Below are 15,964 nucleotides of genomic sequence, written 5' to 3' on the forward strand. Positions count from 1 at the left end.
AATTGTTTTAAAATGTTACAAAAATAGTCCTAAAAGAGACCTAAAAGTGGATCCTGTTATTTATTGTAACCTATTGATAAAATTTCACAAAAAAACTGTAGAAAAGACACAAAGCTCCATTAAGCTGAGGGTGAATAGCGCAGATCTTTGGAGCGCATATCAGTGCGATATCTTCTCTTGTCTCAAAGCAACCCAAAGCATAAAGGGCGAGAATACCTCCAAAGAGGTTTTCTAAAACAATTTTTGAAAGGGAATATGCATGAAAAAAAATCACCCTCATCCTTCTTCATCCTCTTCAATAAGAAAGATCATAGAACTCTATGAACAAGCAGCAGCAGAAGTCTCAGACCCCGCCCCTCTTCCTAAAGAAGCGCCTTCAAAAAGCAAAAGACTATCAACGATACCGGAAGAAGATGAGGGAAAACATTCTCTTTTAGAAGAAGCAACGGTTATAGAAGAAGGGGCACAGGCATCCGTTAGAATGGCGCATTCAACAACGCCTCTCACAAGAGGCGGCTCGACCGAAAGGCGGCAAGAAGCTGAAAAGACACGTGCAACAGTTTCTTCACAAGTTGCCCAAAGAGCAGCAACACGCCTCTCAGAAGAAGAAATCATTTTATTGCTTCCACACAATTCATTGATTCAAACATTTCAAGAAGAAATCGAACGTTTATCCGAAAAAGCCTATGGCAACCCCAACATTTTGCAAGAAAAAATGCAAGAAATTCAAAGAAATCCTCAAGCGGGAGAGGAGCTTTCATGGCGCATGGCAGCCTATCCCGAAAGCATCGCTAAACTTTCTGGTATTAATGTATGTGGCATCAAAAATCAAGCACGCAGACATGCAGAAGAGAGTTTTTCCGCCCTTTGTGTCTCCGTTGATTGTTATACACAAGCGGTAAGACAGGCAAAAGAGAGCCTATCACACTCTCCAGAGCAAGAACTCAAAAACTATGAACGCCTCATGGGCAAGGACGCCGTTACTGAACTGCTCAGAAAACCCAATCACTCTCAAAGGGAAAAAGAAAACCTTTCAGAAACAGATATTTCCACCCAAATTCACCAACATTCAAAAGTCAAAAGACACCATGCTCAAATCCAATATTGGTGTGGTGTTGTTTTTGGTCAATCAAATATTTTACAATCACAAGTGGAAGTGCTTTTCCAAAACCCTGAAACAATAGAACAACTCGCTCAACAACTTGCCGGAAATCCTCGCTCTTTTAACAAATACGCTGGGCGCAACTTTTGTGGCTTTAAAAATCAAGCACGCAGACATGCTGAAGCGGGTCTTTCTCACCTCATTGACGCCGCAGACAATTATGCAATGACTGTAAAGCAGTTAAGAGAAAGTCTTTCAAAATCTCAGCAAACCCAACATGAACGCCATGAAGCAGGAGGCTCTGAGAGAGCACAAAACTTACATCAGCAACAAAACCTCTCACAATCTACTCAACACCTTGAATCTTCAACAGTAACTCTTGAAGGAACAACGCCCCCTAATCAACAAAGAGAAACAGATTTGCGTCCTCGCAAAACTACCGCCTCAAAAGCAATGGCTTTTGCCAGCTAAACAGACATAAGTTTTCACCTTGAATTCAACATCTTGGCACAACACAGCAAAGAGGTGATTTGCGCCAAGAAAGAGAGAACGTTAAAACAAGTTCATTCCCCCATCACTTAATCTAAGCTATCGACAAAACAGTCTTTAAAGAGTGATTATGATCTGAATCCAAAAAGCGAAATCTCATCAAGTCGTTCAGTTTCATATTTTCTCTCATAAAGTCCAAGTGAAAAATAATAACACAGAATAAAGGCCAACTCGCGTTTCTAAATAGTATTCAAAACAATATTGGAAGAGCTTGAAAGGAAACATGCATGAAAAAAAGAACCCCCTCCCCTTTAATAGCTGAAATGATGACAAAATTTCAACAACAAGCTGAACAATCATCCACCAAAACTTCCCCTTCCCAAGTTTCTCAAAGCGCGCAAAAACCACCTGCACAAAAACGCTCAGAGAATTTGTCAACCACCCCAAAGATTGCACCACCAAAACCTCCACGCGTGAGAGACAGAGCGCAAGCCAGCACAATATCCCCTAGCACTCCCCCCTCCAGTGCCAAAACCCAAGAGACATCTTCTCTAGAGACAAAAGTCGCTCCGCCAAAACCTCCACGTGCAAAAGAGAGGCAACAACCCAGCCCTCAAGTCCAAGCCTCCCCATCCCACCCCAAAATGGCTTCCACCCCTCCTCCACGCGTAAGAGAAAACCCCCCCACCGACGCAAAGGTCCAAAAGCTAGAAACCATCGAGCACCCCTCCACGCACATAAAAGCAGCGCCACAAAGACCACCGCGTGCAAAAGATAAAATACAAACCAGCACAAAAATCCAAGAGCTTGAAACCCTCGAACGCCCCTCCGCGCACATAAAAACCGTGCCACAAAGACCACCGCGTGCAAAAGATAGGCTACAAAACAAACCAACAACTCAAGAGAACGAAGGTCTTTATGCAACACCTAGAGCGCAAACGCCCCCACACATAAGAGACACAGTGCAAAGCGGTGCAAAAATTAAAGAGACTCCCCCTCTACAGACAGAAATTGCTCCGCCCAAACCTCCACGTGCAAAAGAGAGACTACAACACGGCATAAAAATCCAAAATCCTGAAACACACGCCCCAAATGTTAGACCCAAAACATCCTCACATAGGATACTCAAACAGCAAAGCAGTTCATCTTCACAAGACAGTGAAACATATGCAGTTCCTCCTTCAAGAAAACCCCACCGTAAAGGAGATAGACAAAAAAGTGACGCAGTCGCCCAAAAAACGGGTTCTCCACAAACAGCAATTAAACAGCCAAAACCGTCTCAGGAGCAAAAAACATCCCTTAATAAAATGGAAAAAGAGCTCTTACTCGTAGCATATCAAGAGGAAATACGCTTTTTATGCGAAAAGGTTTATGGTAACCGGCTTATTTTAGAACAAAAAATAGAAGCAATCAAAGAAAACCCCGCTATGGGAGAACAGCTCTTATGGGATATTAAAGAAAACCCTCTGTCTATTGCTAAGCTAGCGGGAAAAAAAGCTCTTGGCATAAAAAATGGAGCCCGAAAAACCGCTGAAGAATCTCTTCCCTCTCTATGTGACGCTATTAATGGTTATCTCTATACTTCAAAATACTTACAAGAGAATATTTCACAGCATTCCCAGACAAGACCGCAAACGCATGAACAAGAAAAACAGGAAGGCTCAATCAAACAACATATACAAAACCCGTTCAATTCAGAAAAGACAATCAAGCCTCTCTCAAATCCAGAAATCGCCCGTAGAGTTCAACAAGATCCAACGGTTCAATATGGTCAAAGAGAGATCCAATATTGGTGCAAAATTGTTTATAAAGATCCACTTATTTTGCAATATATAATGGAAGATATGCAAAAAATTCCAGGGATGGGAGAAGAGCTTGTCTTTCAAATTGAAAGTAATCCTACATTTTTTGCTCCACTTGCTGGGAGAAAAACCCTTGGCATAAAAAACGGAGCACGCAAAGCCGCTGAAGAAAATCTTCCGACCCTTTGTACTGCTATTAAAGATTATGCTGAAACGATAAAGCAGTTAAGAGAAACCATTGTACAAAACCATAAGGAAGAACAAGAACAACAACGCCATCAATCGCTTACCGATCCCGACAAAAAACTGCAAAAACAGCAAAACTTATCGCACCTCACAAAGCTGCCTGAGCACTCAACAGCAAAGCGACGTCAAGAGCTTGCAGAAACATCTCGACAAGAAGAGCAACCACCTGTTCGAGCGCGTAGAGTCGAAACATCAAAAGCAATGGCTTTGTCGTGATAGTCTCATAACCGTTGGCTTTTCATACAAAGCTTTGGTGCCATTATCTGGCACAAATTGCATCAGGGATGTGTGTATAACATACAGAAAAATTTGAATAAACCATCATATAACAAAACGCATTGATAAAGCTTCACGATAACATTTCGTAAAAATGACCAACGTTGATTTTGTTCTATCATGAACTTGAGCGCCATGCGAAGAGGGTCAAACTTTTTTCATGATTCAAATCGGCATTCTTCTTTGAAGAAAACGCTATGAAAAATGATATAAGGCAAAAAATGTAAAAAAAAAGCTTTTTTAAAAAATAAATATTAAAAGACTTGAAAGGAAATATGCATGAAAGAAAATACAGAACATGATGCCTCCTCCACACAGGAAGAATTGCAAGAACAACACTCTGTAATGAATGCAACCATTTCTATGCAAATCAATGCAGCAGCGCAGAATTTCTTTTATCCCAATAGCAAAGTGCTAAAAAATAAATACCGCATTAAAGATAAAGAAATCTTAAAAGAACGCTGTTCTGAAGATGTAAAAAAAGAAATGATCAAACTTCGCCAAGAGCCACCACCAGAGCAGTTTAATACCTCCTATCTTAAATATCTTCATCACCGCCTCTTTTCTCGTGCATTTGAATGGGCAGGCCATACCCGCGAAAAGCCTTTTACATTTGCAGATAACAGCGTTGCTTCTATGCCCATTTTGAAAAGAAAAGAATTTAGCAAACCTTTTGCGATTGGCAGAAAAATACAAGAGGGACTAGAACAGTTAGATAAAACACTTGCTGAAAAGAACAATTTAAAAAACTTAAGCCGTGAAGAATTTGTTGAACATGCAGCTATAATAATGAGGAATTTGCATAACTTACATCCTTTCAGAGAGGGTAATCGACGCACAAAGAGACTGTTTGTTGAAAGGCTCGCTGAATAAACTAGACTTTTCTATCGTGAGCAAAAAGCGCAAAGATTTTGTCCGCGCAGTCGCCATGGAACGTGGTGATTCAGAGCCCATGAAGCATCTGCTTGAGGATATTACCAATCCAGAAAAACTACTCATTTTACAAGAATTCACCAATGCTATGAGAAAGCTTGGAATGGGTGAAAAAAATTATTATCTTGCTGTCGTTGCAAAAGACGGAGAAATCTATCATGGATCCTATAGAGGATGTGGCTCCAATGGCTTCATGATGGATGTTCAGGGGACTCTCATCTTAGGAAATAAAAAACATCTCTCACCAGAACAAATACAAACATTAACAAGTGGTGACACCTTCTCCTTTACAGCACCAAAAGCTCAAAGCTCGCAAAAAAAAACAGCAAAACATATTGCTTCCAGAAGAAAAAAGAGCCGTTCTGAAAAACGATGAAATAACTGAAAAGAACAAAGACAAGGTATCCCTTCAAACAAAGAGAAAAGAAAAAGCCCATTTTTCGCCATGGGTTGTGCCTCATGCTTTAGATGACAACGTTGAAGTTGTACCCCAAAGCCTGCAAGAAAAAGAACAAAGAGCACAACCAATAGTTCAATCTGTTTCCTCCAAGAGACAAACACAAAAAGATTTCCAAGAAATCAATTTACCGACCAACAAGACAACGACAAATAATCAAATATCTGACAAAATAACAAAAAAAACACGCGCTGATCATCAAGAAAAAATAAAACAGCGCCCGCAAAAAGCAGTGGCATCTTGGGACACAGGGACAAAAACAACGGACACCGCCCCTTTCGAGAAAGTATCCTTATCACCTAAACTTAAAGAAAGGCGCACACCAGAACCAATACAAACATTTAAAATGGGGGATGCCGCCTCCTTTACAGCACCAAGCGCTCAACACCAGAAAGAAGTGCTGATCCCCGCAGAAAAAATCCCTCCTCTTACAAGCAACGAAATTGCTAAAAGGATAAAAAACAACGCATCACTTCAAGCAAAAAGAACAAAAATCGAAACTTTGTGCCAAATTATTTATGGCAATCAACATATTTTGCAGGAAAAAATTGAAAAGATCCATGAAAATCACAGGACAAGTGAACAGCTCCCCCATCAAATTGCTACATCTCCTCAATCTATTGCTAAATTTTCTGGGAGCAATATATTTGGCATAAAAAACAGCGCGCGCACTGAAGCTGAAGCCAATATTTTACCCCTCTGTCGCGCCATTGAGCACTATATTGATATTTTTAAACAAACAGAAAGAGACATTCTCCATAACCATCACGCAAAACAAAAACGCTGTGAACAGTTAGTAGAAATGCCTAAAATTTGGATGCAAAATCTCCTTTCCTTATCCAATGAACAACAGCAAGAAATGTTATCAAAATCTCCTGAATTAAGAGAAGAAATAAAGACTTATATCAAAAAAATCAACGAACGCTTATCCTCAAGCGAACATGACGCGATAAGGGAAAATAATCCTGAAAAACTTGCCAACAGTCTTGGAACATCAGCCGTCAAAGCAAAAGAGATTCTGGAAATCATCAAGCAAACAAAAGAGATAAAACAAAACATACTCTCCATAAATTTTTATGATCGCCAATTGAATGAGCATTCAGCACCAAACCAGCATCAATCTCTCCCGTATCCATTAATAAAGAAAAATACTGAAAAAACATGTTCGAACACAATTGATAAAGAAGCAAGTAAAACACAAAAAATGACCGAAAACGTTCATCACCCCATCAAGAAACAAGAAAATATTCCACCTCACAAAACACAGCATGCAAAAGCCATGACTCTCTAAAAATTTCTATAAGCTTTGATTTTTTTTGCATTTTCTTGTCCAAAAGCCCTCTCCGGCAAAAAAATTGCCTTTACTTGTTTGCCTTCATCGGAAAACCAATTGTGCATCAACGAGATGTAAAAACCATAAAGGAGAAATTTTACTTATTTTCTGAAACTTTTACCTCTCAACAATGAAAAGGAATCTGAACAGAGAAATTGATAAGGATTGATCATTTTTGAACAGATCAATTCATCCCTTTCATTGCCTGTGGCGCTAGAAATAGGCAAAACGCCATTGAAAGATCACATCTTGCTACATCTATTTATGGAACTCCCTCATTTATTGTCGAGAACATCAAACCGTAAAGATGAAAACCAATCACGCGCTTTATCATAACCTTTGAACTCAGCCTGACAAACTTTTAAAAGCATTAACAGCCCTGTCTACTCAATAAAAGCTCTGTCTTTTAAATCATGGAAATTGCATATTCCTTCACGCTTTTATTTTACGTTCTTTAAATGAAGTATAACAAATTGATTTATGAATTAAGTATTCACTATTTTGTATATTAAATGAGAGCCTCCAATATCGTAAGATTCTCTGATAATAAATCTCTCTCATGTTGCATCAATCAAAATCATTCGTTTACACGTTACAGATGGGATTAACGTATGGGTAAAAACGATGAAGCAAAGCGTAAAAATGCCCTTTCATGAATGCTCTCCATGCAAAGTCTGTCACAACATTATAAGGCTAACACAAGTGTGTGATGATACCGACCTGTTACGTCATAAGCGTAAAGATGGGTTACACCCCTCACGTAAAACACAATGCCATTGGGATGCACTCTTCACAAACATCATGCCTTAAAAGAGAAATGATCATTCTATATCCCTAAACTGTTATGACATCACACCCATATTTCATTTTGAAAAAGAAATTTTAATTATTTTATGGCAACCATAAAAATTGTAATGCAACAATAAACAAGGAGCATTTAAAAAGTCTTCACGCATCATTATTGACAGAAAGACAAACACCGTCGTAAAACGCTGAAAATATATTTTTGTATGGGTATACAGATCAGATTTTCACAATTTAAAACGGTTTATTTCTCCTGTCATCACTTTTCTTTTATCACAAACCCGATAGATCTTTATGACATTGATTAAAAAAATTGCAACAGTTGCTTCTGGAACTCTCATGAGCCGTATTTTTGGCTTTGTCCGCGAAATGCTTATGGCCGCAGCTCTAGGGACTGGTCCTGTTTCTGATGCCTTTAATGCTGCTTTTCGTTTTCCCAACACATTCCGCCGTTTTTTTGCTGAAGGTGCCTTTAATGCTGCTTTCATTCCTCTTTTTGCCAAAAAAATCACTGAAGATGGTCAAGAAACAGCATGCAAATTTGCAGAAGAAGTCTTTGGTGTTCTCTTTTCGCTGCTCTTATTGTTAACCATTGCGATGGAACTGAGCATGCCTTTTTTAGTACGAACCATTATTGCGCCAGGTTTTAGCGAAGATGCCACAAAATTTAACGCCACAATTCACTTTACCGCGATTATGTTTCCCTATTTAACCTGCATGTCGCTCGCCGCGATGATGGGGGGCATGCTCAATGCTCTGCGACGCTATTTTATTGCTGCTGTTGCTCCACTCTTTTTAAATATTATTCTGATTGGTGTGCTCGCCTATGCTTGGGTCTATCAACTTGACGCTTGGCATATCGGCTTAAATCTCTCTTGGGGCGTTTTGGCCGCAGGGCTTCTGCAACTAGCCTTAATTGCTGTTGCTTTACGACAAAGTGGCATGAAAATTTTCTTCCGCCGTCCCCATTTAACCCCTAATGTTTGCAAGCTCTTAACCTTAGCTTTCCCCGCCGCCATCACAGGTGGTATCACGCAAATTAACTTGCTCATCAATACCAACATTGCTTCTAGTCAATCGGGAGCTGTCTCTTCTTTGATGTATGCTGATCGCCTTTATCAACTGCCTCTAGGTGTGATTGCCATTGCTGTTGCAACTGTTCTTTTGCCAGAATTAACCCGCGCTTTACGAAGCAAAAAACATGAAGAAACCCACCATTTGCAAAACCGTTCTATTGAACTCACACTCTTGTTAACACTCCCCGCCTCCATCGCTTTTTTGCTGCTCTCAACCCCCATTGTCAGTTTACTCTTTGAGCGAGGCCAGTTTACTGCCCAATCAACACAGCATGTTGCACAATTATTGGGACTTTATGGGTTAGGACTTCCAGCTTTTGTTCTCATAAAAGTTTTTATTCCTAATTTTTTTGCCCATGAAGATACCAAAACACCGATGATTTTTACAGGCATTTGCGTTTTTATCAATATCAGCCTTGCCTTAACATTATTTCCTCTTTTTTCAGCACGCGGCATTGTTATTGCTGAAATTACTTCTGGATGGGTCAATACCCTATTGCTCTGGGGGATCCTTATCAAACGTGGTTATTGGAAATACGACATCCAACTGATAAAGCGAATATTATGTCTCATGATCGCTTCCCTTTTGAGTGCACTAGCCCTCTATTACGGTTTGAATGTGCGTGGATTTTTATCTTTTCCTTTATCTTCAGGGGCTTCCTTTTTCTTGCGTGCCGGCACCTTAGCTGGAATCATGCTCGGCATATTCTTGATCTATTTTATTGCCTATTTTTTATTCAACACCCGTTACTTTTTTCACATGCTTAAAAAAATGAAAAAACGTCCATAATATCTATACTTTGTCAAAAACAATAAAACAAATAACCTTAAAATTAGAAAGCACACTCCTATGGATACCTTTACACCTCTTGTCTTTTCCGGCGTACAACCGAGTGGTCACTTACATCTTGGCAATTATCTTGGAGCCCTTCAAAATTGGGTTGAACTGCAAAATTCTCATCACTGCCTTTATTGTGTTGTGGATATGCATGCACTTACCGTTAACCCCAATCCCCTGATTTTACGCGAATCCACCAGAACAGTAACAGCCGCCTTTCTAGCCGCCGGTATTGATCCTAAAAAACACATTATTTTCAACCAATCACGTGTTTTTCAACATGCTGAACTTGCCTGGATTTTGAATTGTGTTGCCCGTATCGGCTGGCTTCAACGCATGACCCAATTTAAAGATAAAGCAGGAAAAGATCGCGAAAAAGCATCCCTTGGACTTTTTGCCTATCCCACGTTAATGGCTGCTGATATTTTAGTCTATCGTGCAACACATGTTCCAGTGGGTGAAGATCAAAAACAGCATGTTGAACTCACACGCGATATTGCACAAAAATTTAACAATGATTATGCAGACCGTATTGCTGATTTAAATTTTGGCATCTCTATGCAAACGGATAAAGAAAAAAGACAAAGCTTTTTCCCTCTCCCAGAAGCACTGATTGGGACAACAGCGCCACGCATTATGTCCTTGCGTGATGGAACAAAAAAAATGTCAAAATCAGATCCTTCAGATTTCTCCCGCATTAATTTAACCGATGATGCTGATCTTATCGCTCAAAAAATACGCAAAGCCAAAACGGATTCTGCGCCTCTTCCAGATTCCCTTGCTGCTTTAAAAGAACGACCAGAAGTGGATAACCTGCTTGGTATTTATGCCGCCTTTGCCAAAACCCACAAAGAAAAGGTTCTTTTAGAGTTTTCTGGTCAACAATTTTCGCATTTTAAAACAGCTCTAGCCGACCTCGCCGTCCACAAGCTTGCACCTATAACAGAAGAATTACGTCGACTTCACCAAGAAAGCAGTTATATTGACTCTGTTTTGCATGATGGCGCAGAACGTGCTAGTATGCTCGCAGAAGAAAATATGAAAAAAATTCGTGAAATTGTTGGATTTTTGCACAATACATAAAAACAATAAACTCAAAAACTGTAGAGAGCAAAAAAAATCGTTTGTACAAAATAGAGAAAGTGCATGATTTCTAAACCCAAAAATCCGAAAAAAGAACCCAAGAAAAAAAACCTCGTCATCATCGATGAAACTCCAGAATGTCGGCGTGCCGTTGCTTTTGCCGCACAACATGCCCAAAATACCAATAGAACATTGGTCTTGCTTTGCGTCGTTGATAGTGCAGAATTTCAACATTTTTTGGGTGTAAATAATGTTATGCGTACAGAATCAACGCAAAGTGCTCATAAGATATTAGGAGACATTGCCAGTGAAGTCCGCGCCTCCCATGCGCTTGAAACAGAAATAGTAGTGCGTGAGGGGAAGAAAATTGATGAAATTTCTAAACTGATCGATGAAGATAAAAGGGTTGCACTGATTGTTTTAGCCGCCAGTGGACATACAGAAGGACCAGGACCCCTTGTTCAATTAATCGGAAATAAAGGAACAGCTTTTTCAATCCCTGTCATTGTCATTCCCAGCAATCTTGCCGACGAAGATATTAAATCTATTGCCTAAAAAATATAATATTTTAAAATGGTCTGATCTTATCTAATTCTTCATGATAAAAGGAGAGGCAATGTTTATTCAAACTGAAACCACCCCAAACCCTGCAACACTTAAATTTCTACCAGGGCGTGTGGTACTTTCCGAGGGTGTATTAGAATTTCGTGACCGTGAAGAAGCGGCCAAAAACTCACCTTTAGCAGCTAAGCTGTTTAATATTCAAAATGTCAATGGTGTCTTTTTAGGCTATGACTTCATTACCGTAAGCAAAAAAGAAGGGGAATGGCAACATCTCAAACCTGTTATTTTAGGCACAATTATGGAACATTTTCTGTCCAATGAGCCTGTCATCACTACCAGTGCGACAACACAAGCCCAAGCTCATGCCCTTAACGAAGAGTTTTATGACAAAAAAGACGCAGATATTGTCCTAACCATTAAAGAGCTGCTTGAAACACGTATTCGCCCAGCCGTTGCCAATGATGGTGGCGATATTACTTTTCGCGGCTTTGAAAATGGTATTGTTTATCTCAATATGCGAGGCGCCTGCGCTGGCTGTCCCTCTTCAACAGCAACACTTAAGCATGGTATTGAAAATCTTTTACGCCATTTTATCCCTGAAGTTTTAGGTGTTGAAGCCATGCCGCAATAAATATTGCCCTTGAAATGAGTCAAAAGACGACACATGTCTTTCTACAACAAGGCTTAAACACAATACAGCGTGTGGAAATCTTACGCTATTTTATCCCTGAATAATTTTAAACAAAAGCCATACAGCTATAAAAATACCATACTGCTTAAAAAAACGAGAAAATGATAAGGTTCCCTTTTCACTTACCCCATAGAATTTAAAATGGTTTTGCCCCTTTAAGGCATCGTTTCTATGAGCCCATCATAGACATGCAAGGATAATACATCGGCTGGAGCGCGCTTTAAATTTATTTTTCCTCATGAACTTGCCATGCAATTTTACGTTCCAACATAGCGGTCTGTTACAGAAAACAGAAAAGAGTCATAAGACAGAATACACACTTGTTCCCTTTATCTCATCATTTTCAGTGTTTCCGATGATAAAATCCCGCAAAATATTGTTGTAAGCCCCCAAGCGATAAAGATCACACTTTTACGCTTTGCATAAACATTCTGATAATCTTCTCATTTCAATTTTGTTTATTGCATCCACCCAAACCATTCGCGGACACATCACAAATTGGAGGATAAAAAAACGATTTTTAAAATACCTCTTATGAACATTTTCCGATATAAGGATGCAACTAGGAGTAAATATAAAAGCGAACTGTTGCAATATTGAGAACCAGCAAAGTATGTAACGGTGTTGGCTTACCTTTTTAAACGATAATACTCATAAATTATAATGCTTAACGGCGCTTGTCTTATACCATTCATGGGCTTCATCGCAAAAATAGGTTTAAATATCTTAAAAAAGTTTTTTTTAAATATCATACCGGCTTTTCCTATTCTTGAAATCAAAAATTCCCCTCTCTATTTCCCTTCACTCTCATCTTTATCAATGAAGATGCCAAAGGTATCAAGACCTTAAAAGGTTCATCAATCAAAGCCAGATCTATGAGAATTGTTTTGGAAATGATCTGAGAAAAAGCGGAAAAATTCCTTCAATTCAGCCGTTATCAATTTCTCACTTTACGGTGTTTTTTCTTATAAAGCACGCACTTTGACTATTTTTTTATCAATGAACATCTCGTCCTTAACCAACCAACATGCTTGAAAGAAAAGACAACATCCATATTCCTCTAGCAAAATATGGCTTTTATATTCCAAGGAAAAACATATTTATTCGATGAGCACAATCTTTGAGAGAAGAAAAAAACTCTTGGAAAAGAATAGACCTTATTGAAGATAAAAATAAAAAAAACAACGAACAGTAAAAACAATCGTAAGAGGATAAAGACTTAAACTTTTTTAACAAACTCCGACTTTAAACTCATCTGACCAATCCCAGGAATTTTGCAATCAATATTATGATCACCCTCCACCAAGCGAATATTTTTGACCTTCGTTCCACCTTTTAAAACAGAGGAAGCGCCTTTGACTTTCAGATCTTTTATAACCATAACGGTATCTCCGTTTGTCAAGATTTGACCATTGGCATCATAAACACTCTGAGAAAGGATAGCATCATCGTCCTTTTGGGGCCATTTATAGGCGCATTCAGGACACACAAAATTTTCACCCTCTTCATAAGTATAAGGACAATCACAACGAGGACATTTGGGATATTGGGTCATAAACTTCCCTTTTTAAAGAAAAACCATTCATGATAACTGGTCATAAAGAAAAAAGTGTTTATTGTCCATTATTTTAGAAAAAGGCTTCTCTTAAATATCCCCTCTCAACAGTGTTCATGCATACAATCACCCCATACAATAGATGTATTTATAAGCATGATTACACATTTTTCACCTTCAATCCCCTCATCATAAGATTTATGTATTGTCATCCTTTCTTGTCAATCAATCAAAATCATTTTCTAACCCATGAGCAATAAAATAAACCAATGGATAAAAAACACTTAAAAAAAGAATCTCTTATCAACTTATCAACGCTCTCAAAAGCTAAAAACAATGACAACATTGAAAAACAAGAAAGTGATGTGCACACCTTGCCCTTTTATTTTTTAAGAAAGACAACGATCATCATGCTAGAGAACCTATTGCTTTATAATCATCGTCAATGATTTTATATGTTCAATGAGAGCTTTCAAATATCGTAAGATTCTTTCAAACTCTCTTAGTATAAAATGAGCTAAAGCTTTTCGCTTACATATTACAAGATGGAAAGAGCCAACGATTTTAAAAAAGACTAAACGCTCTCAAATGCAAGGACCAACCTTAGAGCAACCCCAAGTGAATGATGATAGTACTTTGTTTCCTCACAGCGCGTAACAATGATGGTATTCAATGGCTTAGCCGTTATCCTCTTGATGGATGGCATGCACAAAGACCGGAGATTTAAGAGAATCTTCTTAAAAACAAACATATGCAGTTGCAACAACAATCATGTTTTGTTTGACGTAAGAATGCTCCTCCTATCAAATAAATATTCTTATCAAACCACCAGAAATCATTGGACATAAAAGCTCCAATGGATCATCATCTACCGCATCCATTTTTAAGAATCCAGTAATTTTAGAAACCCAATCGATATATAAAGGTGGAAAAATAAAACGCCGCAACAATGGAAACCTCTCTTATGGCTCATCCCCCCACCTAAAATCATGCCTCCCTTAAAATCATGAATGTGATCAATCATGATATCTGTGCAAGAAACAGAAATATTTCAATAATCTCATGTGATAATATCAGGGTGATCTCGTCCCAATTCTTGTTGTATGTTTAATAATTTTAGGGCTACCTGTTGCAAAGGTTGAAGAACTTCTTGCGGATTTAAATTATGTTTGCGCGGATCACCTTCATATTGTTCAAAATAAAGCCGTAAGGTTGCGCCAAGCGTCCCTGTTCCCGATAAGCGAACCACCAACCGCGCACCATTTTCAAAAAAAATACGGATACCTTGCCGTGTGCTCACACTTTGATCAATAGGATCATGATACGTAAAATCGTCTGCTTTTTTGACCCAAAATCCAGCAATTTCTGTTCCGGCGTGTGGTAAGTGTTCCCGCAAGTGCTCTAGGAGTGCCAAAGCTTTGTCTTCTTCAACTTCTTCATAATCATGACGCAGTGCATAAAAGCGCCCATAGCTGTGCCAATGTTGTTGAACAATTTGTGCAACCGTTTTTCCTGTTACCGCTAAAAGATTTAACCAAAATAAGATAGCCCATAAACCATCTTTTTCGCGGATATGCTGAGAGCCAGTTCCAAAGCTTTCTTCACCACAAAAAGTTACTTTTCCCGCATCCAAAAGCGTTCCAAAAAACTTCCATCCCGTTGGTGTTTCAAAAAAGTTTAATCTGTGTTTTTCAGCAACCAGATCAACCGCACGCCCCGTCGGCATAGAGCGAGCAACCCCCACAACGCCTTTTCGATATCCTTTAATGAGATGAGCATGCTCAACCATAATCGCCAAAGAATCCGAAGGCGAGACAAATTGCCCACGTCCAATAATAAGATTACGATCGCCATCACCATCAGATGCAGCGCCAAGATCTGGTCCTCGCTCTGACATCAATAAATCATAAAGAGGCTTAGCATAAACTAAATTGGGATCTGGATGACCGCCTCCAAAATCTGGTAAAGGAAGACCATTGACCACCGTCCCTTTAGAAAATCCTAAGCATTTTTCAAAAATTTCATGAGCATAAGGCCCTGTTACCGCATGCATGGCATCAAACCGTAAAGTAAGACCGCCCGCCACGGCTTTGGCAATACAATCAAAATCAAAAATCTCCTGCATCAAAGCAACATAATCAGCAACAGGATCAATAATCTCGATCTGCATGGCTCCCATAAAGGTCATCCCTTGCCGATCTAAATCCACATCTGGAGCTTCAAAAATTTTATAAAAGGAAAGACGTTGCGATGTAGCAAAAATAGCTTCACATAAAGCATTAGGTGCTGGTCCACCGTTGGAAATATTGTATTTGATTCCACAATCTCCATCTACCCCTCCAGGATTATGGCTTGCAGAAAGAATAATTCCACCATGCGCATGGTATTTACGAATAAGATGCGAAACAGCAGGTGTCGAAAGAATACCACCCTTTCCTACTTTAATACGAGAAACACCATGTGCTGCTGCCATCTTCAAGACAATCTGAAGAAGAGTCCGATTAAAAGTGCGCCCATCGCCCCCAAAAATCAACATTTTTCCTTCAAGAGGTCCAATGTTATCAAAAAGAGACTGTATAAAATTTTCCACATAATGGGGTTGCTGAAAAACAGATACCTTTTTACGCAAACCAGAAGTTCCCGGTTTTTGCCCTTCAAAAGCCGTGGTCAAAACTGTCTTTATGGTCATGGTAATACCTTCATATTCTTTCTTTT

The 15,964-nt window shown here is 39.1% G+C and carries 12 protein-coding genes; 9 read left to right on the top strand and 3 right to left on the bottom strand.

Annotation, left to right across the window (positions count from 1 at the left end):
- The first annotated feature begins 259 nt into the window (after nt 1-259).
- The 9 genes from FNZ60_RS07520 (at nt 260) to FNZ60_RS07550 (ending at nt 11,634) form a co-directional block, all read left to right on the top strand.
- Entirely contained in the window at nt 260-1,573 is a 1,314-nt protein-coding gene (locus FNZ60_RS07520; RefSeq protein ID WP_142416998.1) for a BID domain-containing T4SS effector, read from the top strand.
- A 305-nt stretch (nt 1,574-1,878) separates the two neighbouring features.
- Complete coding sequence (locus tag FNZ60_RS07525) at nt 1,879-3,855, top strand: BID domain-containing T4SS effector (protein ID WP_142416999.1); 1,977 nt, start codon at nt 1,879-1,881, stop codon at nt 3,853-3,855.
- Between the two features lie 339 nt (nt 3,856-4,194).
- Entirely contained in the window at nt 4,195-4,788 is a 594-nt protein-coding gene (locus FNZ60_RS10245; RefSeq protein WP_246054746.1) for a Fic/DOC family protein, read from the top strand.
- Nucleotides 4,769-5,224, top strand: coding sequence for a hypothetical protein (locus FNZ60_RS10250; RefSeq protein ID WP_246054747.1), 456 nt, complete (start codon nt 4,769-4,771; stop codon nt 5,222-5,224). Before FNZ60_RS10245 ends, FNZ60_RS10250 begins: the two co-directional genes overlap by 20 nt.
- Complete coding sequence (locus FNZ60_RS10255) at nt 5,184-6,596, top strand: BID domain-containing T4SS effector (RefSeq protein ID WP_246054748.1); 1,413 nt, start codon at nt 5,184-5,186, stop codon at nt 6,594-6,596. Before FNZ60_RS10250 ends, FNZ60_RS10255 begins: the two co-directional genes overlap by 41 nt.
- 1,140 nt (nt 6,597-7,736) lie before the next feature.
- Entirely contained in the window at nt 7,737-9,308 is a 1,572-nt protein-coding gene (gene murJ / locus FNZ60_RS07535; protein WP_142417000.1) for a murein biosynthesis integral membrane protein MurJ, read from the top strand.
- Between the two features lie 60 nt (nt 9,309-9,368).
- Nucleotides 9,369-10,439 carry a tryptophan--tRNA ligase gene (gene trpS, locus FNZ60_RS07540; protein ID WP_142417001.1) on the top strand — a complete coding sequence of 357 codons (1,071 nt, stop codon included), beginning with the start codon at nt 9,369-9,371 and terminating at the stop codon, nt 10,437-10,439.
- 63 nt (nt 10,440-10,502) lie between these two features.
- On the top strand, nt 10,503-10,994 hold the full coding sequence (locus FNZ60_RS07545; protein ID WP_142417002.1) for a universal stress protein: 492 nt from the start codon (nt 10,503-10,505) through the stop codon (nt 10,992-10,994).
- A gap of 61 nt (nt 10,995-11,055) precedes the next feature.
- Nucleotides 11,056-11,634 carry a NifU family protein gene (locus FNZ60_RS07550; protein WP_142417003.1) on the top strand — a complete coding sequence of 193 codons (579 nt, stop codon included), beginning with the start codon at nt 11,056-11,058 and terminating at the stop codon, nt 11,632-11,634.
- A 1,279-nt stretch (nt 11,635-12,913) separates the two neighbouring features.
- Here the strand turns inward: FNZ60_RS07550 and FNZ60_RS07555 are convergent.
- The 3 genes from FNZ60_RS07555 to FNZ60_RS07560 form a co-directional block, all read right to left on the bottom strand.
- The gene (locus tag FNZ60_RS07555) at nt 12,914-13,249 is read right to left on the bottom strand and encodes a zinc ribbon domain-containing protein YjdM (protein WP_142417004.1); all 336 of its coding nucleotides are present in this window, start codon (nt 13,247-13,249) and stop codon (nt 12,914-12,916) included.
- 803 nt (nt 13,250-14,052) lie between these two features.
- Complete coding sequence (locus FNZ60_RS09750; protein WP_185913529.1) at nt 14,053-14,196, bottom strand: hypothetical protein; 144 nt, start codon at nt 14,194-14,196, stop codon at nt 14,053-14,055.
- A gap of 113 nt (nt 14,197-14,309) precedes the next feature.
- Nucleotides 14,310-15,938: an alpha-D-glucose phosphate-specific phosphoglucomutase gene (locus FNZ60_RS07560; protein WP_142417005.1), complete on the bottom strand. Its 1,629-nt coding sequence runs from the start codon at nt 15,936-15,938 to the stop codon at nt 14,310-14,312.
- Nucleotides 15,939-15,964 lie beyond the last annotated feature (26 nt).

This window comes from Bartonella massiliensis (genome assembly GCF_902150025.1).
Classification (GTDB): Bacteria; Pseudomonadota; Alphaproteobacteria; order Rhizobiales; family Rhizobiaceae; genus Bartonella; species Bartonella massiliensis.